This window comes from Enterococcus sp. JM9B, from assembly GCF_009933265.1.
GTDB lineage: Bacteria > Bacillota > Bacilli > Lactobacillales > Enterococcaceae > Enterococcus_C > Enterococcus_C songbeiensis.
Genome location: NZ_MAEK01000031.1, coordinates 1 through 22,264 on the forward strand (window position 1 = coordinate 1; position 22,264 = coordinate 22,264).

Consider the following 22,264-nt stretch of genomic DNA (forward strand, 5'->3'; position numbering starts at 1 on the left):
ACACTATTTGACAAAGAGCCAAAAGCCTGTGAGAAGAAATTCTCGCAGGTTTTTTTGTGTCAAAATGAGGGGGGGCTATTGAGTATTGATAAGTATAAAAGGTCGGTAGGTAGCCATAAAATTGAAATATGATACTATGTAGGTAACAAAAGCAGAATGGAGGAAAAAATTTGAAAATTATTACTAATAGTAATTGTAATAATTCGCCAAAGAATAAATTTATTGAAACGTATTCAATTAATCTGTTAACAAAGAATCTAACGGAATTACAATTAGACTCAACAAGTCACCTGTCCATAGTCCTGCCCGATGGAAAGGAAATCAAAAATTTAGCAGATCTAGAACAATGGAGCATGGAAGCAGAGACTGTAACTTCTATTGCATCTGTTTCGCATGGAAAGCAAGCCTTCTTCTTAGCGTTATTAACCAATAAAAATAAAGAAAATTATTTTACAATCTATTACGAATTTGAAACATTTAAGGCAAAAAAAATAGAAAAAATAATATTATTTGAAGGACATATGTTGAATAGAATTTCATAAATTGATCTGTTCAATGTGGTAAATATAGGCTTCCCAGTAAAGATAGTTATAGCCACCAGGATTCAAAAACGTCAAAACATCGATGTTTTTGAACCGTGATTTACTTATATTGTTTTGTAAGAAAGCAGAAGTTATGGTTTGTTATCGTTTTGGAGGAGTAGATAGTAGTGAATTTACCGACATACGAAGAATTGTATCCATATACTTTACAAGTATTAGCTGATGGATCACCAAAAGTTGTCAAAGAAATTAGAATAGAAGTTGCAAATGTATTGAACTTAACTCAAGAACAAATAAATTTTCGACTTGAATCGGGAATCATTCAGTTCAATAATTGATTAGGCTGGTCGTTATCTTATTTAAAACAGGCGGGAGCTGTTGTAATCCCTAGTCGTGGAATTTATCGCATTACTGATGTGGGTTATAATTTGCTGAAAGAGGATTTTGTTGATAATAAGAAGTTAATGCAGTTTGAATCCTTTAGAAAATTTAAGAATAAGTCGCGTGGAAATGCTGATACAGAAGATCCAAGCAACGATGAGGAAACTCCTGAAGAAGCAATTATCAGCAAAGTAGCGTTAATTGATGCAGAACTCAGAGAAGATATTCTTGCGAAAATTCTTGAAAACTCTCCCTTTTATTTCGAAAAAATTGTGCTGAAGCTGCTCAATGCAAAGGGATATGGAGACGGTAGTTTATTGACAGTCAAAAGTGGTGATGGCGGTATTGATGGGATCATCAATGAAGATCCATTAGGCTTTCATAATATTTATGTTCAAGCAAAACGTTGGAATCCTACAAGGACAGTTGGACGTCCTGAAATCCAAAAGGTTAAAGGTGCAATGGATGATCGTTACGAAGGTCTGAACCAAGGCGTATTTATTATAACCGCTAAATTCTCTTCTGAAGCAAGAGAATACGGTAATCATTTAAAATTAGCGAAGATTATACTAATTGATGGGGAGAAATTAGCCAAAGAAATGATTCGCCATAAAGTCGGGGTAGACGTTAAGCAAATTATTGAAGCACATGCAATTGATTCGGATTTCTTTACTGAGGATGAGTAATTCGATTTGACCGCAGCTGATAACGTAAGAGAATATATCAAAAAAGAGCTTGGGACTTATGTCCCAAGCTCTTAGGATCTAATATTCTTGATGCAATGCATGAAGTGCATGAGCAACGGTTGGATGTTGGATAGGACGATCCGTATTTTTTTGCCAAAGTTGTTGGAATTGTTTTTCTACTTCTGGCTGCATCGAAGTAAAGACTAATTTTTGATCGTGCAACGCGGCGATTGAAAAGTAATCAGCAAAAGTATCTAACGCGGTCAAGTCGATACTAGGTACACCGCGAAGTGAAAAGATGAGGCCTTCTTTATCTACGACTTGATCGAGTTCTTGTTTTAATTGATTGGTAGACATGAAGAATAATGGTCCAGTAATATAGATAACCGCCCAATCAGAACCGACAGTAGAAGGTGGCAAATTAATTCTTTGCCAATCGATCTCTTCTGTGATGATCGAGATTTTTGCACTTTTAGCGATAAAGAAAATGCAGCTGAAAATAATGCCGATAACAATCGCGATACTTAAATCAAAAATGATCGTACTCAACATCGTAACAGAAAACAGCAACAGCGCGGTTCGATTTTTTTGGAGAATCATCGTTTTGATCGTGGACCATTCATGCATCCGCCAGCTTGTGATAAGCAAGACGCTGGCAAGTGCGGCCATCGGAATCTGTGACATAACTGGAGCAAAAATAATCATGGATAGAAATAAGAAGAGTGCGTGAAAAATTCCAGCCAATCGTGTTTGGGCACCTGATTTGATAGCTACGCTAGTTCGTGCAATTGCTGCCGTTGCGGGAATCCCGCCAAAAAAAGGCAAAATAATATTGCCGATTCCTTGAGCAATTAATTCTTGGTTGCTGTCAAGATCTTTTCCGGTCATTCGTCCGGCTGAAGCACCGCAGAGCAGACTTTCAATCATTCCTAACATCGCGATACTGACTGCGGGAAAAAATAATTGCTTGATTAAGGGAAGATCGATTGCAGCAAGATTCAGTCGTTCATTTGTCAGCAATGAGGTGGGGATCTTGCCCACTTTTGCTACGGGTAATTTAAAAATGAAGGCAGCGATAGTCGCTAGAATAATTGCTGCAAGGGAAGCTGGTAAAACTTGGTTCCATTTTTTGGGATAAAAGATCAATATGAATAAGATGATCAGTCCTAATAATAAAGTAGGTAAATGCGGTGTAAAATCTGTTTTATAACTCAGCAATTTTGCGATAGCTGTCTCGCCGACAGAGGTCGTACCTAAAAAGTTATCGATTTGTCCTAGTGCGATAATAATGGCGATTCCTGAAGTAAAGCCTGTGATAACCGGCGAAGGAATAAAGGAAGTAAGTGTACCTAGTTTGAATAAGCCTGCAAGCAATAACAGGATTCCAGCAATGAAGGTGGCGACTAATACGCCTGCGAGCCCTTGTGCGGCGATGATCCCCATCAAAATGGCGGCCATGGCACCAGTCGGACCAGAGATTTGATAAAATCCTCCAGACAAACTGCCAATCACAACACCAGCAATGATAGCTGTGATCATTCCAGCTGCAGCATCTGCGCCGCTGGAAACACCAAAGGCTAACGCTAACGGCAATGCGACAGCAGCGACCGTCAATCCAGCCAATAGATCTTTTTGCAGTTTGTCCTTTGAATAATGGTGAAACTCTTGTTGTAACAAATTTTTATAACGCTTGATTGTAAAACACTCCTTTTTGAAAATACGACAAAAGCCCGTTTATTGACGGGCTTTTGATAAAAATTTTTTTTAAACCATCTTCAACTATAAGATAATCCAAATAAAAGTACAATGGTTTTTGGATAGTTTTTCTGTGAAAGGGATTTCTTGTTAGCTTGGCAAAGTGTCAGTAAGTTTTTTTCCTTTTTGACATACTGATTTTAAAGAAAAAACTTATTTATAAGGAAGTGAATAGATTGGCAAAAGATGAAGTGCAGCAGTACTTAGATAAAGGACGTTATGGTTCTCGCCACGAATCAATCCAGAGGAGCAGAGAAAATACTTGGGAACATTTCGGGAGCGTTGCTGTGTGAGTATGACCGTAGGAGAGATGCGTAATAAACAAGATCAACAGAATTTGGTCGAAGAGATCAAGCAACATCCTGATGGGAAATTATTGATCAATGGTGCAGTCTCTGAAGAACTGCAACGTGTTTTTAGTGGTCTGGCTTCAAAAAATGCCGCTGATTTTACGATTGTCAATGATGCAACTGCCGAATCAGAAGGGAGTATAAGAGAGTATATAGAAGAAAAAAATCACAGGTAGTACTGACCGTATTGCAAAATACAATCAATTATTACGTATCGAAGGCCAATTGGGTGACGTTGCAGAATACAAAGGTTTGAAATCTTTCTACAACTTGAAAAACAAATAATTATTTTTGAGTGAATGAATCTAAAAGCTTCTCCTTTTACTGTTATCAGAAAAAAGAGAAGCTTTTTTTGTGTCAAAAAGATGATGGCTAGTTATTATAATTGGGCGCATCTTATGAAAGAGAAACTGTTAATGGCTATTATTAGCAAATTTATCAATTTTAATTCAAAATCCTGTTGAATTATTTGTTTTTTTAACATAAACTAAGGTGACGAGAGTGATAATCATTCTCAATTAAAAAAGAAAAGGCAGTGACTATGAAAAAAATCAGTTTTCTCGTTTTGGTGGTATTGTTTTTCGTTTCACTGTTTATCGGTGTCCATGAAGTGACGTTCGCAGATATTCTTGCAGGAAATGAAATAGAATGGTTTTTGCTTATGCAAACACGCATACCTCGTACCATTAGTTTGGTGTTAGCGGGAGGAACATTAGGGGTATGTGGAATGATCATGCAACATATGATGCAAAATCGTTTTGTATCAGCAAATACGATTGGTATGATGGATAGCGCCCGTTTGGGAATTCTATTGGTGATGCTCTTTTTACCCAATCATTCTATTTTGCTTCGTTCTTCGGTGGCTTTTCTTTTTGCTTACGCCGGCGTTTTATTATTTCTGGGATTGCGGCGTTGGCTGCCGAAAGGCGATCAAATGATTCTCCCTCTGACAGGAGTAATGTTTGGCAATATCATTGGTTCGATTGCTACTTTTTTTGCCTATCAATTTCAATTGGTGCAAAACGTTTCTTCCTGGATGCAGGGAAATTTTTCCACTGTCATGCAGGGGAGTTATGAGTTGTTGTATGTGACGATTCCGGTTTTCCTTCTTCTTTATTATTTTGGATACCAGATAACGATTGCAGGTTTGGGAGAAACAACGGCAAAAAATTTAGGAATGAATTACCAAGTGTTGCAATGGGGAATTTTTGCTTTGGTTGCTTTAGGGAGCAGCGCTGTTTTAATCATGGTGGGAAATATTCCATTTCTTGGTGTGGTGGTTCCGAATCTGGTTTCCCTATTCTATGGAGATCATTTAAAAAGCACGTTAGGTATGACAGCCATCACGGGTAGTATTTTTCTTGTATTCTGTGATATTTTAGCGCGAATCATTATCCCGCCTTATGAAGTTCCAGTAAGTGTCATGGTGGGAGTTCTAGGTGGTGGATTATTCATATTCTTATTGCTTTGGAGGAAACGTAAATGAACCGCTGGTTGAAAAATAAAATGGTGTGGTTGTTTCTGATTCTGTTAGTGTTGATTTTATTTTATCTGACCTACCAGACTTATGGAAATTGGGCGTTTGCCCTGCGTTTACGGGGAAAAAAGATTACCGCTTTTTTATTAGTGGCTGTGGTTTCTTCGATTAGTACCATTGTTTTTCAGACACTAACGAGAAATCAATTTTTGACCCCAGGGATTTTGGGACTGGACAACCTTTATGTCATGATTCAAACGTTGTTGTTCTTTTTTGTAGGCGGTGTCACAATGTTAAGTCAGGAAACGACGAGCTTGTTTTTAGTGAACATCGGAATTATGGCAGTGCTCAGTGTTTTATTTATTGGTTTTTTTATGGACAAGCATTCAGGGGAATTGTTTTTATTATTAATGGTGGGAATGATTGCGGGAACTTTTTTTTCCAGTATCAGCAGCTTTTTACAAGTGATTATGGACCCGAATGAATACGATTTGCTGCAGGGACGCCTTTTTGCCAGCTTCAGCAATGTTCCTAGTCAACATTTGCTCATGGCAGCAGTTTTGATTTTTGGCTGTAGTCTGTTTTTTTGGCTGGTCTCGCCTGAACTAGATGTTCTGCACTTGGGAAGAGATCATGCCGTGAATCTGGGAATTTCTTTGGCGGCCTTTCAAAAGTGGTGCTTGTTGGGGGTCGCTGTAATGACCGGAACGGCCACTGCATTAGTTGGCCCCACCATTTTTCTTGGTTTTATTGTTGCTACCCTCAGCTATCAAGTTTTTCAAACGTTTCATCATCGCCAGCTTTTTATTGGAGGTTTTCTGATTGGCAGCATTCTCTTGATTGGCGGACAATTTTTGGTGGAGCAAGTATTTCAATGGACAACGACTATTAGTACCATCATTCAATTTATCGGTGGAATTTTCTTTATCGGAAAAATTTTGTCAGAGAGGAAACGTGGATGATTTCAACAGAAGGACTTTCAAAAAAATATCAGGGAAAAATGGTCTTGCAGGAGATTGATTTAGAAATTCCTCAAGAGCAACTGGTGGCATTCATCGGTCCAAATGGTGCTGGAAAAAGTACCTTTCTTTCCCTTGTCAGTCGTATCCAACCACAATCAAGTGGAGAAATTTATTTGGATCATGGAGAATTGCGAACTTGGCGATCAAAAGAGTTGGCAAAAAAGTTGGCAATTCTAAAGCAGAGCAATGGCATTCAGCTGAATATCACGGTTCGAGAACTGGTGGCATTTGGACGATATCCTTATAGTCGAGGAAAACTGACCAAAAATGATCAGCAGATTATTCAACAGGCCATCCAGCAAATGTCTTTGCAGGAAATGGCAGAACAATCAATCCATACGCTATCTGGCGGACAACTTCAACGGGTGTACATTGCGATGATTTTGGCTCAGGATACTGAGTATATTTTATTGGATGAACCGCTGAATAATTTGGATCTGAATCACGCCAACCAAATGATGCATTTACTGAAAGATTTGGTTCAAAAGGAAAAGAAAACCGTAGTAATCGTTTTACATGACATCAATTTTGCTGCCGGATTTGCCGATCATATTGTGGCATTGAAGGAAGGAAAACTTTTTGCCTCAGGGCCAACCACGGAAATCATTCAGCCGGAAATCATTAATCGGCTTTACGGAATGAAAATAAAAATTTATGAAATCGAAGGGAAACGCTTTTGCATGTACTTTCAATAGGAGGAAAAAAATGAAAAAAATGATAGTAGGAAGTTTAATCGCAGCCGCCTTTGCTTTGACTGCTTGCGGGAGTCAGGGAGCAAAAGAAAGTGTCGCCGCCAAACCAGCAGAAATAACAGTGACGGCTGCCGAAGGAGAGACCACTATTCCCCTGAACCCAAAAAAAGTAGTTGTTTTTGACAATAGTGCTATTGATACGATGGATGCTTTGGGTGTAGGAGATCGAATCATCGGTGCGGCGACAACGAACATGCCGGATTATTTAGAAGCCTATCAAACAGTGGATTCTGCTGGTGGAATCAAAGAACCAGACTTGGAAAAAATCAATCAGATGCAACCGGATCTAATCATCATTTCCGGTCGCCAGAAGGATTTTGAAAAGGAATTGTCCGCCATCGCCCCTACGCTATTTTTAAGTGTAGATGCAACGGATACTTGGCAGTCAATCCAGAATAATATTTTAATAATCGGAGAAATTTTTGATAAAAAAGAACTGGTAGAAGAAAAAATCACTGAACTTTCACAAAAAATTACAAAAACAAAAGAACAGGCAGAAGCAACTGAGGAGAAAGCCTTAATTGTTTTAGTAAATGAAGGCAGTTTATCTGCTTATGGAATGGGTTCACGATTTGGTATTATTCACGATACATTCGGGTTTCCAACAGCAGATGATAACATCGAAGCCTCTACCCATGGACAAAGTGTTTCCTATGAATACCTGTTGGAAAAAAATCCTGATATTCTTTTTGTGATCGACCGCACCAAAGCAATCGGTGGAGATACGAGTGAAAGTCAGCTTGTTGAAAACCAACTGGTGCAACAAACGAATGCCGGTAAAAATGGAAAGGTGATCAATCTTGATCCCCAAGTTTGGTATCTGTCAGGCAGCGGGTTAGAGTCTCTTGAAATTATGTTGGAGGATGTCAATCAAGTTTTTGAGTAAACAAAAAGTCTATGCGAGCTTGAATCGCATAGACTTTTTTTCTCTTTTAGTGAAGCAACTCTGTCAAACTTGGCATGTCGGTCACTTCATAGCGTTCTTGGAATTTTTTGATTTCTTCGGAACTGAATTTTTCGGGATCTAATTCCAGTGCTTCAACAGGCAATGGACGATCATCGGCGATTTTCACGTCGATAACGACAGGACGATCAGAATTTTTCGCTGCTTCAAAAGCAGGTGCTAGTTGATCGTAAGAAGTAATTGTAAAGCCTTTTGCACCTAATGCTTCACCGACTTTACCAAAGTCAGCATCTTGTAAAAGTACGCCAAAATAGGCTTTATTTGTGTCCTCTTGTTCGGCTTCAATGAAACCTAATGAATCGTTCGTCAAAACGATGTTGATGATAGGCAAATTGTATTTTACTTGAGTGATTATGTCTTGCATGTTCATTGCAAATCCGCCATCACCGGAGATTGTAAAGACTTGGCGATCAGGATAGCTTAATTGGGCTGCGATTCCGCCAGGAACACCATAACCCATCGTAGCGAACCAGCCAGAAGTCGTAAAGGCTTGTTTGCCATTCATTTCCAAATGACGCACAGAACTTAAGGTAACATTGCCGACATCGACAACGAAAACTGCATCTTCTTCAGCGATTCGATTGATTTCTTTGAAAACTGGTTCTGGACGTAAAGGAGCACGATCGTCGTCGTAAAAACTATGACGCCATTGATGCCAGTTTTTAATATTTTCCTGATTGGCGTGCAGCCAATGATCCGCCGGACGCGGGTCACCGTTTGCAATCAAGTGCTCAAGTGCCGTAGCGGCATCACCTAAAACTGCAACATCTACTGGATGACGGCGACCAAATTTTGATCCGTCGATATCAATTTGTACGAATTTTGCTTCAGGATTAAAGAAATAAGTACCGAAGGGAAAATTACTACCGACGAATAAAATCAAGTCCGCGACTGCCAACGCTTCATTAGCGGGTTTTGTCGCTACCCGAGCCGCAAAACCTAAAAAGTTTTCATAGGATTCTGGTACGATTCCTTTTCCTAAAACTGCGGAGGCTACCGGCATACTAAAGTGTTCAGAGAAATTTTTGACGGTTTCGAAATGTCCCCGTAAGCCTTGTCCAATATAAAGCACGGGTTGTTTCGCTTCCTTGATCAAAGGCAGAACTTTTGCTAGTTGTTCTTCTGTTGGCATTGGCAGACCTGTTTGATGCGTATGGGCAGTAGAAACAAAGGTATCCTCGATGGCTGCAAAACCATAATCCACAGGAATAGTTACGACAGCGACACCTTTTTGTTCATAGGCAGCTTTGATGGCTTCGTCAATAACATGAGGCAGACTTTCCGGTGTCATCACGGTTCGGTTATAAATGCTGACATCTGCAAACATTGGATTTTCATTTAGTTCTTGAAACGCATTGTAGTTCATTGAAGTCGAAGGAACTTGTCCTAATAATGCTAAAACAGGAACGCTGTCCATTTGAGCGTCATACAGACCGTTGATCAAATGCGTTGCACCGGGACCAGCTGAACCAAATACTGCCCCGATTTTGCCGGTTAATTTTGCATCTGCCGCAGCAGCGAGAGCGCCGGCTTCTTCATGGCGAACTTGGATATATTTCACTGCTTGGCGTTCTTCATAAAGTGCGTCCATCGTTGAGTTAAAGGAGCCTCCAGGAATACCATAAATATGATCGATTCCCCAATCTGCCATAACTTTGACCATTGCGACACTTGCATTGATTTTTGACATAAATGATCACTTCTTTCATGATTTTTATGGTGCCATTGTAATCCTAAAAAATCGTTTGTTCAAACATTCTTACTCAAAGTAAGTAGACTTTTTGGAAACGTTCTTATTACAAGTATATCGTATTTCAAAAAAATTAACTTATTTCAAACATTCACAGGATTAATTGCCGGAACTTGAAAGAAAATGCTAAACTGAAATAGAAAGGCGAAGGGATGAAGGATCATGTGGATGATAGTACTTATTATTGTTGGACTAATTCTCGTGCTGTTTGTGGCGGCAAGATTTTATTTGCGTCATTGGGCACGTTTTTTTACAGATGCTGTTCTTCAACGGCAAAATCAGTGGTATTTAGAAGAAGGGCATCACTTATTGAATCCAGACTGGCAAGCTGGAGAGTTTACTCCGCAAGAGGAGGCGTTTTGGCTCTTGGGAAAAACATGGCGTTGCACAACAGCTGATGATCTGGAATTGAAAGCCAAGGCTTTTGTACAACCGTCGAAAACTTGGGTAATCTGTGTTCATGGGTATCGCAGCAATGGCTTTCAAGATATGTCGGATGTTGCCGCTTATTATTATCAGAAAGGGTATAGCGTGTTAGTACCGGATTTGCGTGCTCACGGTCAAAGTCAAGGAGAAATCATTGGGTTAGGTTGGCTGGATCGTTTGGATTTGATTGAATGGATTCAGCAAGTTTTGACCAAAGAACCGGAGGCGGACATTTTACTGCATGGCGGTTCTATGGGAGCTGCAGCGGTTTTGATGGCTAGCGGAGAAAAGCTGCCGGGAAATGTGAAAGGGTTGATTGCCGACAGCAGTTATACTTCTGTTTACAGCGAATTTTATTGGATGCTGCAACGCTTGACCAAATATCCCGTGAAGCGTTTCATGGTTCTTGCCAACAGCTATGCCAAAAAAATAGCCGGTTATTCCTTGCGACAAGCATCTGTAACGCGACAATTGGGTAGCAATCATTTGCCGGTTTTATTTTTACAAGGGGCAACAGATCAGTTTGTACCGGTAAAAGAAACCGCAACCTTGATGGAGGCCACCGCGGGAGAAAAAATCTTGAAGATTTTTGATAACGCAGGTCATTTACAAGCAAAAGAATTGTATCCGGAAGAATACTGGCAAACCATCGAAGATTTTATCGCTGATTATTTAGAAATCTCTTGATAAGACAGCGAAATAATCGCTATCCATCGATTTAATTGTTCTAGCAACTGTCCTTGGAACAATTAGTTGTCACTTTTGAAAGTTACTGTTAAAATGTAGGCAAAAGTGAGGAGGCGCTGGGTGATGGAGGGAAATAAAATCGGCTCGGTTGAAGTAACAGAAGAGACGTTATTAGCAGAAGGGTATCGCAAATACTCTGGCGAAACCGTAGATATCTATTACAATAAAGAGATTTGTGCCCACGTAGGAAATTGTGTTCGTGGAAATCCAGAAATATTTGAAGTAGGCCGCCGTCCGTGGATCATTCCGGATAATGGGATTGCAGATCATGCGGTTCAGGTTATTAATACCTGTCCAACAGGAGCGCTCAAATATATTCGAAGGGACGAAAAGTAATGGAAATCAAAGAAGAAAAAAATCGGTTTGCTTTGTACAATGACGAAGGGGAAGAAATCGGTGAAATGACCTGGGCAGATGCAGGAGAAGAAATCATGATCATCGATCACACCTTTGTTGATCCAACCTATCGCGGGCAAAAACTGGCGGAAAAATTAGTTCGCAGTGGTGTCGATAAAGCACGTCGCGATGGTCTGAAAATCATACCGCTGTGTCCGTTTGCCAAAAAAGAATTCTCCGAAAAAAGCGAGTATCAGGATGTTTTGCGAAAATAAACGATAAAAACATGTAGTGAGTCTGTTGATCCTTGTCAACAGGCTTTTTTGAAAGACATCTTTCTATGGAAAAAAAAGCAAGAGTATGCTATCTTATAAAGGATGACTTCTAAAATTGAGGAGGACAGTTTTGTGTATAATTTAATTGTCGGAGTAGTAATTGTTTTATCTATTCTAATGGTCATTGCGATCATGATGCAACCAAGCAAACAAAATAGCGCAGCAAGTGCTTTTACCGGCGGTGCAGATCAGTTGTTTGGCAAGCAAAAAGCACGGGGATTTGAAGCCGTGATGCAACGCTCAACAGCAATCATGGGTGCTGTATGGTTGATTTTACTTTTTGTATTAGTGTATCTATCTTCTCATTAATCAGAGAAGAAGTCAGGATGAGCAAGAGGTTCATTTCTGAGAATAAAACCAATAGGTGAAGCACAAATCAACAGAACGATTGACTTGTGCTTCACTTTTTTTATGCAAAAAAATCCTTAAATGCGAGAAGCTGAGTGCTTTAGCAAAAGTATGGTAAAATTGGGGTTGCGAGGTGGAACAAATGGGAGTAAAACAAAATTTACCAAAAACACTTTTTAGTGAAAAAGGGCCACGAGCAGTTTTACTGCTGCATGCGTATTCAGGCAGCCCAAATGATGTGCGGATGCTGCATCGCTTCTTAGAAAAACACGAGTATACGGTCTATTCACCGATGTTTAAAGGACATGGTACGCTGGAACCGCTAGATATTTTACAAGAATCACCGGAGATCTGGTGGGAAAATGTACTAGAAGCTCTTGCGTTTTTAAAGGAGAAAGGGCATCAGCAAATTGCTGTGTTCGGTTTATCTATGGGCGGAATTTTTGCGATGCAGGCATTGACGACAAAAGATCGTGCAATTATTGGTGGTGGGGCGTTTTGTTCGCCAGTCTTAAAAACAAACAATACGGTACCGGAAAGTTTTGTGACTTATGCACAGCAAGTGTACAAGTATAGTCAGCTTACAGAAGCGCAATTGGCAGACAAACTGGCAACAATAAAATCTGGTGTAGCACAGCAATTAACTACCATCGAAGCATTTGGTGAGCAAACAGGAAGTCAGTTGGTCAATACGAATAGCCCGGTTTTCTTGGCACAGGGGGGGAAAGACGAGATGATTGATCCGAAAACGGTCTTTCAAACCGCTCAGCAACTCCTGCAAACCAAATTGACCTTGAAATGGTACCCTAACAGTGGACATGTAATCACTGTCGATCCCGTACATAAAAACTTTGAGCGAGATGTACTGGACTTTATCGAAGCACTCGCTTGGAATGAGGGAAATTAGTGAAGAATATTAAAGAAAAAATTTTGCTGTTTATTGAAGAAAACAGTAAAAAAAGTTTTTCAGCTGAAGAAATCGCTGAAGGACTGCAGTTACAAAAAGGGGAAGATTTTAAAGCCTTAGTGCAGACAATTGCCCAAATGGAAAGAGAAAAAACTCTCGTATTTACTAAAAAGGGAAAAATCAAATTACCGCAGAAACAAATTTTAGTCGAAGGGATTTTCCGAGGAAATGAACGAGGCTTTGGCTTTGTAACGGTCGATCCAGAGGAAGAGGATATTTATATTCCTAAAGAAGCAACGGGTTACGCAATGGATGGGGATACTGTCGCAATTGATATCATGAAGCCATCAGATCCTTTTGGAGATCGGGGAGCGGAAGGAAAAGTCGTGGAGATTCGACGACGGAGTATGACACAAGTCGTTGGTGAATTTACCCTGTTTCCAGAAGATGAAATCAAGGAAACCGATTTGTATGGGGTAGTAGTTCCCAAGGATAAAAAAATCAGTCACTTAAGTGTGTACGTTGCAGCAGAAGGCGTCCGCCCTGTAGACGGCAACATTGTGATTGTGGAGATTTCTCATTATCCGGAAAAAGGGTATGCTACTAGTTTAGAAGGTATCGTCAAACGAGTAATCGGACACAAAAATGATCCTGGAATGGATATCTTGTCTATCGTTGTAGCCAATGGAATCCCTACTCAATTTCCGGAAGAAGTTTTGACAGAAGCTGATCAAGTCGCCGATCAAATTGATCCAGCTGATTTTCCAGAACGTCGAGATTTGCGGAATCAACAAATCGTTACCATTGATGGTGAAGATGCAAAGGATCTGGATGATGCGGTTACGGTGCGCAAATTAGAAAACGGCAATTATTTTCTAGGCGTCCATATTGCGGATGTTTCTTATTATGTGACTCCTGACAGCAAGTTGGATGGCGAAGCATTCGAACGGGGAACCAGTGTCTATCTGACGGACCGTGTAATCCCTATGTTGCCGCAACGGCTTTCTAATGGCATCTGTTCGTTGAATCCTCATGTTCCTCGGCTGACAATGAGCTGTGAGATGGAGATTGATGCTGCCGGAAAAATCGTTTCCTATGATATTTTCCAAAGTATCATTCAAACAGCAGAACGGATGACCTATACGGCAGTTAATGAGATTCTTGCAGGAAAAGAAGAAACTCGAACCCGCTACGCAAAATTAACAACAATGTTTGAAACAATGGCAGAATTGCATCAGATTTTAGAGACAATGCGGACCAATCGCGGAGCTGTCTCATTTGAAGATCGTGAAGCAAAAGTTTTGGTTGATGAGAAAGGGCATCCTTTAGATATCCTTCTTCGTGAACGAGGTATTGGAGAGCGGATGATTGAATCCTTTATGCTGGCAGCCAACGAAACAGTGGCGCAACATTTTTCCAAACAAAAATTTCCCTTTATTTATCGTATTCACGAAGAACCAAAAGAAGACAAATTGCGTCGCTTTTTCGATTTTGCCGCTGCAGTCGGTTTAGTCGTCAAACAGTCCAAAGGGTCAATCACACCTAAGGATCTGCAAAAGGTAGTGGAAGATGTCGCAGATAAGCCGGAATCACCGGTGATCAATACCATGCTATTGCGGAGCATGCAACAAGCCAAATACTCCGAAGAAAATTACGGGCACTACGGATTGGCGGCGGAATATTATACGCATTTTACTTCCCCAATTCGCCGATACCCAGATTTGATTGTTCATCGCTTGATTCGTTCCTATACAGAGGATTCCTCAGAAGAAAATCAGCAACAATGGGCAGAAAAATTGCCGGATATTGCTGTGCATAGTTCTCAAATGGAGCGTCGGGCAGTTGAGGCGGAACGTGAAGTTGACAGTATGAAAAAAGCCGAATTCATGGCGGATCATATTGATGAAGAGTACGATGGAATCATTAGTTCCGTCGTGAAATTTGGTATTTTTATCGAGCTGCCAAATACTATTGAGGGTATGATTCATATCAATGCACTGAAGCAGGATTACTTCCACTTTATTGAAAATCATTTGGCCTTGGTAGGAGAACGAACGGGATTGACCTTTAAAATTGGTCAAAAAGTACGAGTCAAAGTCGTGAAAGCTGATCCGGAAACACGGGAAATCGATTTTGAGTTGTTGTCCGCTGAAGAAGTCGAACCAATTCAGCAAGCCCGTAAAAAACCAAAACGGCGTAAAGTAGGCAGTGATGAGAAAAAAGAACGCTCTTATAATAAGAACCGTGGCGGCGCAAAAGGAAGTATCAAAGGAAAGAAAAAGAAGAAGCCATTTTATAAAGGCATCAAGAAAAAAGGTAAATAACTGGAGGTGGACCTATGCCAAAAGGTGAAGGAAAATTGATTGCGCAAAATAAAAAAGCACGCCATGACTATACCATCGTTGATACGATGGAAGCCGGAATCGTTTTGCAGGGAACGGAAATCAAATCGATTCGTAATAGCCGAATCAATTTAAAAGACGGTTTCGTTCGGATCCGTAATGGAGAAGCTTTTTTATCAAATGTGCATATCAGCCCTTATGAACAGGGGAATATTTTTAATCATGATCCACTACGCACACGGAAATTATTGCTTCACAAAAAGCAGATTGCCCGGCTAGTGGGAGAAACACAAAGCAACGGTATGACGATCGTTCCCTTGAAGGTGTATATCAAAGACGGGTATGCCAAAGTTTTGATTGGGTTAGCAAAAGGGAAGAAACAATATGACAAGCGGGAAACGCTGAAACGAAAAGATCAAGAAAGACAGATCAAACGTGCCCTCAAAAATTTCTCATAGAATTCTTATAATGTTTTTTTCAAATCTGATGGTTATTGCTTTCTAAAGTTGATGATTTTTGATAGCATTTACTCAGAAGATACTTGTATATCAACTTCCAATTTCAGGAAAGAGGATACATTATCTTTTCTTATTATACCTATTTGAAAATGCTATTATTCAAATGAGCAAATTTGTCTAATTTTTGCTGAAAATGTTTTGAAATTTTTCAGTGGTGGTGGTATGATACCGATTGGTTATCAACCTACTGGCATTACAGCAATTATTAACCAGAAGTCTCTGGAACTTGTGGGAAAAGAGGTGAGAAATATTGGAAGACAAATCACTAATGTTTCATATTGGTCCAATTTGGTTTGACGGTACGGTGACCTTGATGGTAGCAATCACGTGTATTATCGTATTCGTCTTAGTTTTTGCCTGTACGAGAAATCTGCAGCTCAAACCAAAAGGCAAACAGAATTTTATTGAATGGGTGATCGACTTTGTCCGCGGGATTCTTTCTGATAACTTACCCGGAAATGAAGTCAACAACTTTCACTTGCTTTCATTGACTATGTTCCTGTTTGTTTTTGTTGCCAATGAAATTGGACTTGTGACAAAAATCGTGACTCGTGATGAGATCACTTTTTGGAAAAGCCCAACTGCTGATCCATTTGTAACACTTACTCTTGCATTGATAATGATCTCTTTAACGCATTACTTTGGGGTAAAGAAATTTGGATTAAAAGGGTATATTACGAATTCTTATTTTAAGCCGGTCAGTTTTTTACTGCCTATCAAAATTATCGAAGAATTCACAAACGTAATCACATTAGGATTGCGTCTCTATGGTAATATTTTTGCGGGTGAGGTTTTATTAGGCCTGATCGCAAGTATGATGAACCAAGTCGGATGGATTTCTTTACCTTTCGTTATCCCTCTTGAAATGATTTGGATCGGTTTCTCATTATTTATTGGTGCCATTCAGGCATACGTGTTCGTCACTTTATCTATGGTATTTATGAGCCATAAGATTGAGGCAGAAGAATAAACTAGGACTTACAATTAGGAGGAAAAAAATTATGAATTTTATCGCAGCAAGTATCGCAATCGTCGGAGCAGCAATCGGGGCAGGTTATGGTAACGGAAAAGTTATTTCTAAAACGATTGAATCTATGGCACGCCAACCAGAAATGGCAACACAATTACGTTCAACTATGTTTATCGGTGTAGCGCTAGTCGAAGCTGTTCCTATTCTAGGTGTGGTTGTTGCTTTACTTCTAGTCTTCCGTTAATTAAGAAGAGAGGCAGAACTGTTTGATATCCGTGTTCTGCTTTTTTGCATGATTCTTGAGACAGACAATTTTGAAGAAAAACAATTTTCACTGAAAGTATGAACAGGATGTCAGTTCCCCTTTTTCCATGATGTTTAATGGAATGAGATAGGGCGTCTGGAATGTGGAAGGGATTTTGAAAAAATTTCCTACCTGAATATGAACAAGGATGTCAGTTCCACTTTTTTTAAGAGGTCTAGTGGAATGATATACGGCGTGAAAATGGAAAGAAATTTGAAAAAATTTCCTACCTGAATATGAACAAGGATGTCAGTTCCACTTTTTTTAAGAGATCTAGTGGAATTATATACGGCGTGAAAATGGAAAGAAATTTGAAAAAATTTCCTACCTGAATATGAACAAGGAGATACGCTTATGCTAAATCAGCTGGTACTTGCGGAAGTCCAAAATACAATGCTTGGTAATATAATCACTGTAAGTGGAGCTTTCGTTATTTTACTCGCGCTGTTGAAACACTTCGCTTGGAGTGCAATAGCCGATTTAATGAAAAAAAGAGAAGATAAGATCGCCAATGATTTAGATTCAGCAGAAGAATCGCGGATTAATGCTGCTAAACTTGAAGAGAAGCGTCAGACACAATTGATGAGTTCTCGTTCAGAAGCCGCTGAAATCATCAAAAACGCGAAAGATAGTGGAGAATTGAGCCGTCAAAATATTTTAAATGAAACCAAAGACGAAGTGATCCGCCTAAAAGAAAAGGCAAAATCCGATATCTCTTTGGAAAAAGAAACAGCTTTAAATGCGGTGAAAGACGACGTTACGACGCTTTCTTTGCAAATAGCTGAAAAAATATTAAACAAAGAGCTTTCTCCTGAAATGCATGAATCTTTAATCAATCAATACATTGAAAGTCTAGGATCATCTAATGAAACTAGATAAATTCACAGTTGGTAAACGTTATGGCAGAGCGCTGTTTGAACTGGCGGTCGAAGAACAGCAGTCAGAAACTGTTTATCAAGAACTTGTATCGTTACGCAATGTTTTTCAAGAAATTCCGGATCTGGGTAATATTCTGAGTGATGTCCGTTTGGATTTAACTAGTAAACGTACGATCATGGAGCAAATCCTTCAAGAATACAATGGGATCGTTAAGAATTTTCTCGAAGTCGTTTACCGCTACAATCGCATGGATGATCTTATCTTGATTATCGATGAATATGAGCGTCGGTATAACGAAGCAAAAAATGTGATCTCAGGAACCATCACGACTGCCGTAAAATTAACTGAGAAGCAAAAAGCGCAAGTAGCGGTGAAAATCGCTCAGCGTCTTGGTTATGAAAAAGCGGAGTTGACGGAGCGTGTTGATCCAGAAATAATCGGCGGTGTGATCGTTGAGGCAAACCATCAAGTCATTGATGGCAGCATCAGAAACCGTTTGGAAGGTTTGCGCACCCAATTACGCAAACAATAGATATGTAAAGAGGTGAATCGAATGGCCATCAAAGCTGAAGAAATCAGTGCCTTGATCAAAGAACAAATCAAAAATTTTCAAAGCGAATTAACAGTTGAAGAAATCGGTACCGTGACCTATGTCGGAGACGGTATTGCTCGGGCTCACGGTCTTGAAAATGCCATGAGTGGAGAACTGCTTGAATTCTCAAACGGTTCTTACGGCATGGCACAAAACTTAGAAACAAACGATGTCGGGATCATTATCCTTGGAGATTTTGAAACCATTCGTGAAGGTGATAAAGTAAAACGAACTGGAAAAATCATGGAAGTTCCTGTTGGGGAAGCGATGATTGGACGAGTCGTTAATCCATTAGGACAACCTATTGATGGATTAGGAGCAATCAATACGGACAAATCACGTCCAGTGGAAGCTTCAGCACCAGGCGTTATGCAACGGAAATCCGTTTCTGAACCAATGCAAACTGGGCTGAAAGCCATTGATGCCCTTGTACCAATCGGTCGTGGACAACGGGAGTTAGTCATTGGTGACCGGAAAACCGGGAAAACGTCGATTGCTGTAGATACAATCATCAACCAAAAAGGTCAAAATATGATTTGTATTTATGTTGCAATCGGTCAAAAGGATTCAACGGTTCGGGCACAAGTTGAAACCTTGCGCAAATTTGGTGCAATGGATTATACGATCGTGGTCGCTGCCGGGGCATCTCAACCAGCACCATTACTTTATATCGCTCCATATGCAGGTACTGCAATGGGTGAAGAATTTATGTATAACGGCAAGCATGTCTTAATTGTCTTTGATGACTTGTCAAAACAAGCGGTCGCTTATCGTGAACTTTCGTTGCTGTTACGTCGGCCACCAGGTCGTGAAGCATATCCAGGGGATGTTTTCTATCTGCATTCTCGTCTATTGGAACGTGCTGCAAAATTGAGTGATGAATTAGGCGGTGGTTCAATGACTGCCTTGCCATTTGTTGAAACACAAGCAGGAGACATTTCTGCCTATATTCCAACCAACGTAATTTCTATTACAGATGGACAAATTTTCTTAGAAAGTGATTTGTTCTATTCAGGTGTTCGACCTGCCGTAGATGCTGGATTGTCCGTTTCACGTGTAGGAGGTTCCGCGCAAATCAAAGCAATGAAAAAAGTTGCCGGTACATTGCGTTTGGACTTAGCCAGCTATCGTGAACTAGAAGCCTTCACACAGTTTGGTTCTGATTTGGATGCTGCAACGCAAGCCAAATTAAATCGTGGACGTCGAACAGTAGAAATTTTAAAACAAAAATTGCATGCACCACTTGCTGTTGAAAAACAAGTCATCATTTTGTATGCACTGACACATGGATTTATTGACAGTATTCCAGTGGGAAGTATTTTGGATTTTGAAGAATCACTTTTTGAATATTTAGATGCCAACCATCCAAATATTTTCGAAACGATTCGTGAAACCAAAGATTTACCAGCAGAAGAAACCATCGATGCAGCCATCAAAGAAGCAAAAGAAATCTTTATGGCATCAAATGCGAATACCTCTTCTGCACAGGAAAAAATGTCAACAATCGAACATTCGTAAAGAGGTGAATAAACATGGGTGCTTCTCTAAATGAAATCAAGCAACGCATTGCTTCTACTAAGAAGACCAGTCAAATCACCAACGCCATGCAAATGGTCTCTGCTGCAAAATTGACGAAATCAGAAGCTCACTCGAAGCAATTTCAGGTGTATGCTTCAAAAGTCCGGGAAGTCGTAACCCATTTAACTGCCAGTCAAATCACTGACATCAATAAGGAAACGAATAAAGAAGGTCTTGATTTCAACAGCATGCTGATCAGTCGTCCGGTTCAAAAGACTGGTTATATCGTGATTACATCCGATGGAGGATTAGTAGGCGGTTATAACAGCTCGATCTTGAAACAAATGATGACGATGCTGGCAGATGACCATAAATCTCCAGATGAGTATGTCATGATTGCAATTGGCGGAACAGGTGCAGATTTTTTCAAAACGCGAGGCGTCAATCTTGCTTATGAATTGCGGAATCTTTCGGATCAGCCTAGCTTTGAAGAAGTACGTAAAATCGTGACAATGGCAACAACAATGTATCAAAATGAAGTTTTTGATGAATTGTATGTTTGTTACAATCACCACATCAACTCATTGACCAGTCAGTTTCGGGTAGAAAAAATGCTGCCCATCACTGATTTAGATCCAGAAGAAGCACAAACCTATGAGCAAGAATATATGTTTGAACCTTCGAAAGAGGACATCTTAGACCAGTTACTTCCACAATATGCGGAAAGTTTGATCTATGGGGCGATCGTTGATGCAAAAACTGCAGAACATGCTGCTGGAATGACCGCAATGAAAACAGCAACAGATAATGCAAAAAATATTATTGATGATTTGACGATTTCTTATAATCGCGCACGTCAAGGGGCAATTACCCAAGAAATTACCGAAATTGTCGGCGGTGCCTCCGCACTAGAATAATTTCGAGAATGAATGGAGGAAAACAAATGAGTTCAGGCAAGATTGTTCAAGTAATCGGTCCCGTTGTTGACGTGGAATTCTCGTTAGATCAATCCTTACCAGATATTAACAACGCATTAGTTGTTTACAAGAATGACGAAAAAAAAACAAAAGTCGTTTTAGAAGCTGCCTTGGAACTTGGCGATGGTGTCATCCGAACTATCGCTATGGAATCGACAGACGGCTTGCAACGGGGAACGGAAGTCATCGACACAGGTAGTTCGATTTCTGTACCAGTTGGGAAAGAAACTCTAGGTCGTGTATTCAATGTTTTAGGAAATACGATCGATTTGGAAGAACCGTTTCCTGAAGATGCAAAACGCAGCGGAATCCACAAAAAAGCGCCAGATTTTGACGAATTAAGCACAAGTACCGAAATTTTAGAAACAGGAATCAAGGTCATTGATTTACTTGCTCCTTATCTAAAAGGTGGGAAAGTTGGTTTGTTCGGTGGTGCTGGTGTTGGTAAAACCGTTTTGATCCAAGAATTAATCCACAATATCGCACAAGAACATGGTGGTATCTCCGTGTTTACCGGTGTTGGGGAACGAACTCGTGAAGGAAATGACCTTTACTTTGAAATGAAAGAATCCGGCGTTATCGAAAAAACCGCCATGGTGTTCGGACAAATGAATGAGCCACCTGGTGCCCGGATGCGGGTTGCGTTGACCGGCTTGACGATTGCGGAATATTTCCGTGATGTAGAAGGCCAAGATGTGCTGCTCTTTATTGATAATATTTTCCGTTTTACTCAAGCTGGTTCAGAAGTTTCTGCATTGCTAGGTCGGATGCCATCTGCCGTTGGGTATCAACCAACGCTGGCAACTGAAATGGGGCAACTGCAAGAACGGATTACTTCAACGAAAAAAGGTTCCATTACATCCATTCAAGCAATTTATGTTCCTGCCGATGACTATACGGACCCTGCACCGGCAACGGCTTTTGCCCATTTGGATGCAACAACCAACTTGGAACGTAAATTAACTGAAATCGGGATTTATCCTGCGGTTGATCCATTGGCATCTTCTTCAGGTGCTTTGGCTCCGGAAATTGTTGGGGAATTGCACTATCAAGTAGCGACAGAAGTACAGCACGTACTGCAACGCTATCGTGAATTACAAGACATCATCGCTATTTTAGGGATGGACGAATTATCCGATGAAGAAAAAACATTGGTTGCTCGTGCGCGGAGAATTCAATTCTTCCTTTCACAAAACTTCCATGTGGCTGAAGAATTTACCGGATTACCGGGCTCTTATGTTCCGGTTGCCGATACAATCAAAGGATTTAAAGCTATTTTAGATGGTAAATATGATGATCTTCCAGAAGAAGCCTTCCGAAATGTAGGACGAATCGAAGAAGCGGCTGAAAAAGCTAAGAAATTAGGTTACTAGAAAGGGGTGCCCC

At 40.2% G+C, this 22,264-nt stretch carries 24 protein-coding genes and 2 pseudogenes; 24 read left to right on the forward strand and 2 right to left on the reverse strand.

The features are described from left to right. Positions 1 to 170: 170 nt before the first annotated feature. From BAU16_RS09510 to BAU16_RS09520, 4 genes and pseudogenes are all read left to right on the forward strand, one after another. Positions 171 to 542, forward strand: coding sequence for a hypothetical protein (locus tag BAU16_RS09510; protein WP_048604759.1), 372 nt, complete (start codon positions 171 to 173; stop codon positions 540 to 542). A 167-nt stretch (positions 543 to 709) separates the two neighbouring features. After that, positions 710 to 880, forward strand: a complete 171-nt coding sequence (locus BAU16_RS09515; protein ID WP_161527004.1) for a hypothetical protein — start codon at positions 710 to 712, stop codon at positions 878 to 880. Positions 881 to 892: 12 nt separating this feature from the next. Then, a pseudogene (locus BAU16_RS13805) lies at positions 893 to 970 on the forward strand (hypothetical protein); the annotation flags it as partial. Further along, positions 971 to 1,609 carry a restriction endonuclease gene (locus BAU16_RS09520; RefSeq protein ID WP_161527005.1) on the forward strand — a complete coding sequence of 213 codons (639 nt, stop codon included), beginning with the start codon at positions 971 to 973 and terminating at the stop codon, positions 1,607 to 1,609. 78 nt (positions 1,610 to 1,687) lie between these two features. On the opposite strand, the gene BAU16_RS09525 is transcribed toward BAU16_RS09520, so the two are convergent. Beyond that, entirely contained in the window at positions 1,688 to 3,304 is a 1,617-nt protein-coding gene (locus tag BAU16_RS09525) for a SulP family inorganic anion transporter (protein ID WP_171000786.1), read from the reverse strand. 349 nt (positions 3,305 to 3,653) lie between these two features. On the opposite strand from BAU16_RS09525, the gene BAU16_RS13810 reads away from it, so the two are divergent. The 6 genes and pseudogenes from BAU16_RS13810 (at position 3,654) to BAU16_RS09555 (ending at position 7,851) form a co-directional block, all read left to right on the forward strand. Then, a complete protein-coding gene (locus BAU16_RS13810; RefSeq protein ID WP_371851508.1) occupies positions 3,654 to 3,890 on the forward strand; it encodes a DUF1694 domain-containing protein in 237 nt (78 codons plus the stop codon). Beyond that, a pseudogene (locus BAU16_RS13815) lies at positions 3,883 to 3,999 on the forward strand (hypothetical protein); the annotation flags it as partial. The gene BAU16_RS13810 and the pseudogene BAU16_RS13815, both read left to right, overlap by 8 nt. A 256-nt stretch (positions 4,000 to 4,255) precedes the next feature. Then, positions 4,256 to 5,200 carry an ABC transporter permease gene (locus BAU16_RS09540; RefSeq protein WP_161527006.1) on the forward strand — a complete coding sequence of 315 codons (945 nt, stop codon included), beginning with the start codon at positions 4,256 to 4,258 and terminating at the stop codon, positions 5,198 to 5,200. Further along, positions 5,197 to 6,153 (forward strand): iron chelate uptake ABC transporter family permease subunit, encoded by a 957-nt coding sequence (locus tag BAU16_RS09545; RefSeq protein ID WP_048604763.1) that lies wholly within the window; start codon positions 5,197 to 5,199, stop codon positions 6,151 to 6,153. Before BAU16_RS09540 ends, BAU16_RS09545 begins: the two co-directional genes overlap by 4 nt. Continuing rightward, complete coding sequence (locus BAU16_RS09550) at positions 6,150 to 6,908, forward strand: iron ABC transporter ATP-binding protein (protein ID WP_137604978.1); 759 nt, start codon at positions 6,150 to 6,152, stop codon at positions 6,906 to 6,908. The genes BAU16_RS09545 and BAU16_RS09550 overlap by 4 nt, the downstream gene beginning before the upstream one ends. 10 nt (positions 6,909 to 6,918) lie before the next feature. Continuing rightward, positions 6,919 to 7,851, forward strand: a complete 933-nt coding sequence (locus tag BAU16_RS09555; RefSeq protein ID WP_161527007.1) for a siderophore ABC transporter substrate-binding protein — start codon at positions 6,919 to 6,921, stop codon at positions 7,849 to 7,851. Between the two features lie 46 nt (positions 7,852 to 7,897). Here BAU16_RS09555 and spxB read toward each other — a convergent pair whose 3' ends face one another. Next, positions 7,898 to 9,619 carry a pyruvate oxidase gene (gene spxB / locus BAU16_RS09560; protein WP_137604980.1) on the reverse strand — a complete coding sequence of 574 codons (1,722 nt, stop codon included), beginning with the start codon at positions 9,617 to 9,619 and terminating at the stop codon, positions 7,898 to 7,900. A 228-nt stretch (positions 9,620 to 9,847) separates the two neighbouring features. On the opposite strand from spxB, the gene BAU16_RS09565 reads away from it, so the two are divergent. From BAU16_RS09565 to atpD, 14 genes are all read left to right on the forward strand, one after another. Then, positions 9,848 to 10,792, forward strand: coding sequence for an alpha/beta hydrolase (locus tag BAU16_RS09565; RefSeq protein WP_137604981.1), 945 nt, complete (start codon positions 9,848 to 9,850; stop codon positions 10,790 to 10,792). Between the two features lie 123 nt (positions 10,793 to 10,915). Beyond that, on the forward strand, positions 10,916 to 11,188 hold the full coding sequence (locus BAU16_RS09570) for a (4Fe-4S)-binding protein (protein WP_048604767.1): 273 nt from the start codon (positions 10,916 to 10,918) through the stop codon (positions 11,186 to 11,188). Continuing rightward, entirely contained in the window at positions 11,188 to 11,463 is a 276-nt protein-coding gene (locus tag BAU16_RS09575) for a GNAT family N-acetyltransferase (protein ID WP_048604768.1), read from the forward strand. The genes BAU16_RS09570 and BAU16_RS09575 overlap by 1 nt, the downstream gene beginning before the upstream one ends. Before the next feature lie 132 nt (positions 11,464 to 11,595). Then, positions 11,596 to 11,832: a preprotein translocase subunit SecG gene (gene secG / locus BAU16_RS09580; RefSeq protein ID WP_048604769.1), complete on the forward strand. Its 237-nt coding sequence runs from the start codon at positions 11,596 to 11,598 to the stop codon at positions 11,830 to 11,832. Positions 11,833 to 12,013: 181 nt separating this feature from the next. Continuing rightward, positions 12,014 to 12,778 (forward strand): alpha/beta hydrolase, encoded by a 765-nt coding sequence (locus BAU16_RS09585; RefSeq protein WP_048604770.1) that lies wholly within the window; start codon positions 12,014 to 12,016, stop codon positions 12,776 to 12,778. Then, positions 12,778 to 15,102, forward strand: a complete 2,325-nt coding sequence (rnr, locus tag BAU16_RS09590; RefSeq protein WP_137604982.1) for a ribonuclease R — start codon at positions 12,778 to 12,780, stop codon at positions 15,100 to 15,102. Before BAU16_RS09585 ends, rnr begins: the two co-directional genes overlap by 1 nt. 14 nt (positions 15,103 to 15,116) lie before the next feature. Continuing rightward, positions 15,117 to 15,578, forward strand: a complete 462-nt coding sequence (gene smpB / locus BAU16_RS09595) for an SsrA-binding protein SmpB (RefSeq protein WP_048604772.1) — start codon at positions 15,117 to 15,119, stop codon at positions 15,576 to 15,578. A 310-nt stretch (positions 15,579 to 15,888) separates the two neighbouring features. After that, complete coding sequence (gene atpB, locus BAU16_RS09600) at positions 15,889 to 16,608, forward strand: F0F1 ATP synthase subunit A (protein WP_048604773.1); 720 nt, start codon at positions 15,889 to 15,891, stop codon at positions 16,606 to 16,608. A 31-nt stretch (positions 16,609 to 16,639) separates the two neighbouring features. Further along, on the forward strand, positions 16,640 to 16,852 hold the full coding sequence (atpE, locus tag BAU16_RS09605) for an ATP synthase F0 subunit C (RefSeq protein ID WP_048604774.1): 213 nt from the start codon (positions 16,640 to 16,642) through the stop codon (positions 16,850 to 16,852). A gap of 414 nt (positions 16,853 to 17,266) precedes the next feature. Continuing rightward, the gene (atpF, locus tag BAU16_RS09610) at positions 17,267 to 17,791 is read left to right on the forward strand and encodes a F0F1 ATP synthase subunit B (protein WP_048604775.1); all 525 of its coding nucleotides are present in this window, start codon (positions 17,267 to 17,269) and stop codon (positions 17,789 to 17,791) included. Continuing rightward, positions 17,778 to 18,323, forward strand: a complete 546-nt coding sequence (locus BAU16_RS09615; RefSeq protein ID WP_048604776.1) for a F0F1 ATP synthase subunit delta — start codon at positions 17,778 to 17,780, stop codon at positions 18,321 to 18,323. Before atpF ends, BAU16_RS09615 begins: the two co-directional genes overlap by 14 nt. Positions 18,324 to 18,344: 21 nt before the next feature. After that, complete coding sequence (gene atpA, locus BAU16_RS09620; protein WP_048604777.1) at positions 18,345 to 19,901, forward strand: F0F1 ATP synthase subunit alpha; 1,557 nt, start codon at positions 18,345 to 18,347, stop codon at positions 19,899 to 19,901. A gap of 14 nt (positions 19,902 to 19,915) precedes the next feature. Beyond that, positions 19,916 to 20,818: a F0F1 ATP synthase subunit gamma gene (locus BAU16_RS09625; protein ID WP_048604778.1), complete on the forward strand. Its 903-nt coding sequence runs from the start codon at positions 19,916 to 19,918 to the stop codon at positions 20,816 to 20,818. A gap of 26 nt (positions 20,819 to 20,844) precedes the next feature. After that, the gene (gene atpD, locus BAU16_RS09630) at positions 20,845 to 22,251 is read left to right on the forward strand and encodes a F0F1 ATP synthase subunit beta (RefSeq protein WP_137604983.1); all 1,407 of its coding nucleotides are present in this window, start codon (positions 20,845 to 20,847) and stop codon (positions 22,249 to 22,251) included. Positions 22,252 to 22,264 lie beyond the last annotated feature (13 nt).

Bases quoted from the DNA above. Each gene is read 5' to 3' on its own strand.
- BAU16_RS09570 (WP_048604767.1), top strand. From the start codon at position 10,916: ATGGAGGGAAATAAAATCGGCTCGGTTGAAGTAACAGAAGAGACGTTA.
- BAU16_RS09555 (WP_161527007.1), top strand. From the start codon at position 6,919: ATGAAAAAAATGATAGTAGGAAGTTTAATCGCAGCCGCCTTTGCTTTG.
- BAU16_RS09625 (WP_048604778.1), top strand. From the start codon at position 19,916: ATGGGTGCTTCTCTAAATGAAATCAAGCAACGCATTGCTTCTACTAAG.
- BAU16_RS09565 (WP_137604981.1), top strand. From the start codon at position 9,848: ATGATAGTACTTATTATTGTTGGACTAATTCTCGTGCTGTTTGTGGCG.
- spxB (WP_137604980.1), bottom strand. From the start codon at position 9,619: ATGTCAAAAATCAATGCAAGTGTCGCAATGGTCAAAGTTATGGCAGAT.
- BAU16_RS09575 (WP_048604768.1), top strand. From the start codon at position 11,188: ATGGAAATCAAAGAAGAAAAAAATCGGTTTGCTTTGTACAATGACGAA.
- atpD (WP_137604983.1), top strand. From the start codon at position 20,845: ATGAGTTCAGGCAAGATTGTTCAAGTAATCGGTCCCGTTGTTGACGTG.
- BAU16_RS09585 (WP_048604770.1), top strand. From the start codon at position 12,014: ATGGGAGTAAAACAAAATTTACCAAAAACACTTTTTAGTGAAAAAGGG.
- BAU16_RS09545 (WP_048604763.1), top strand. From the start codon at position 5,197: ATGAACCGCTGGTTGAAAAATAAAATGGTGTGGTTGTTTCTGATTCTG.
- BAU16_RS09540 (WP_161527006.1), top strand. From the start codon at position 4,256: ATGAAAAAAATCAGTTTTCTCGTTTTGGTGGTATTGTTTTTCGTTTCA.
- atpF (WP_048604775.1), top strand. From the start codon at position 17,267: ATGCTAAATCAGCTGGTACTTGCGGAAGTCCAAAATACAATGCTTGGT.
- atpE (WP_048604774.1), top strand. From the start codon at position 16,640: ATGAATTTTATCGCAGCAAGTATCGCAATCGTCGGAGCAGCAATCGGG.
- BAU16_RS09615 (WP_048604776.1), top strand. From the start codon at position 17,778: ATGAAACTAGATAAATTCACAGTTGGTAAACGTTATGGCAGAGCGCTG.
- BAU16_RS09550 (WP_137604978.1), top strand. From the start codon at position 6,150: ATGATTTCAACAGAAGGACTTTCAAAAAAATATCAGGGAAAAATGGTC.
- smpB (WP_048604772.1), top strand. From the start codon at position 15,117: ATGCCAAAAGGTGAAGGAAAATTGATTGCGCAAAATAAAAAAGCACGC.
- atpA (WP_048604777.1), top strand. From the start codon at position 18,345: ATGGCCATCAAAGCTGAAGAAATCAGTGCCTTGATCAAAGAACAAATC.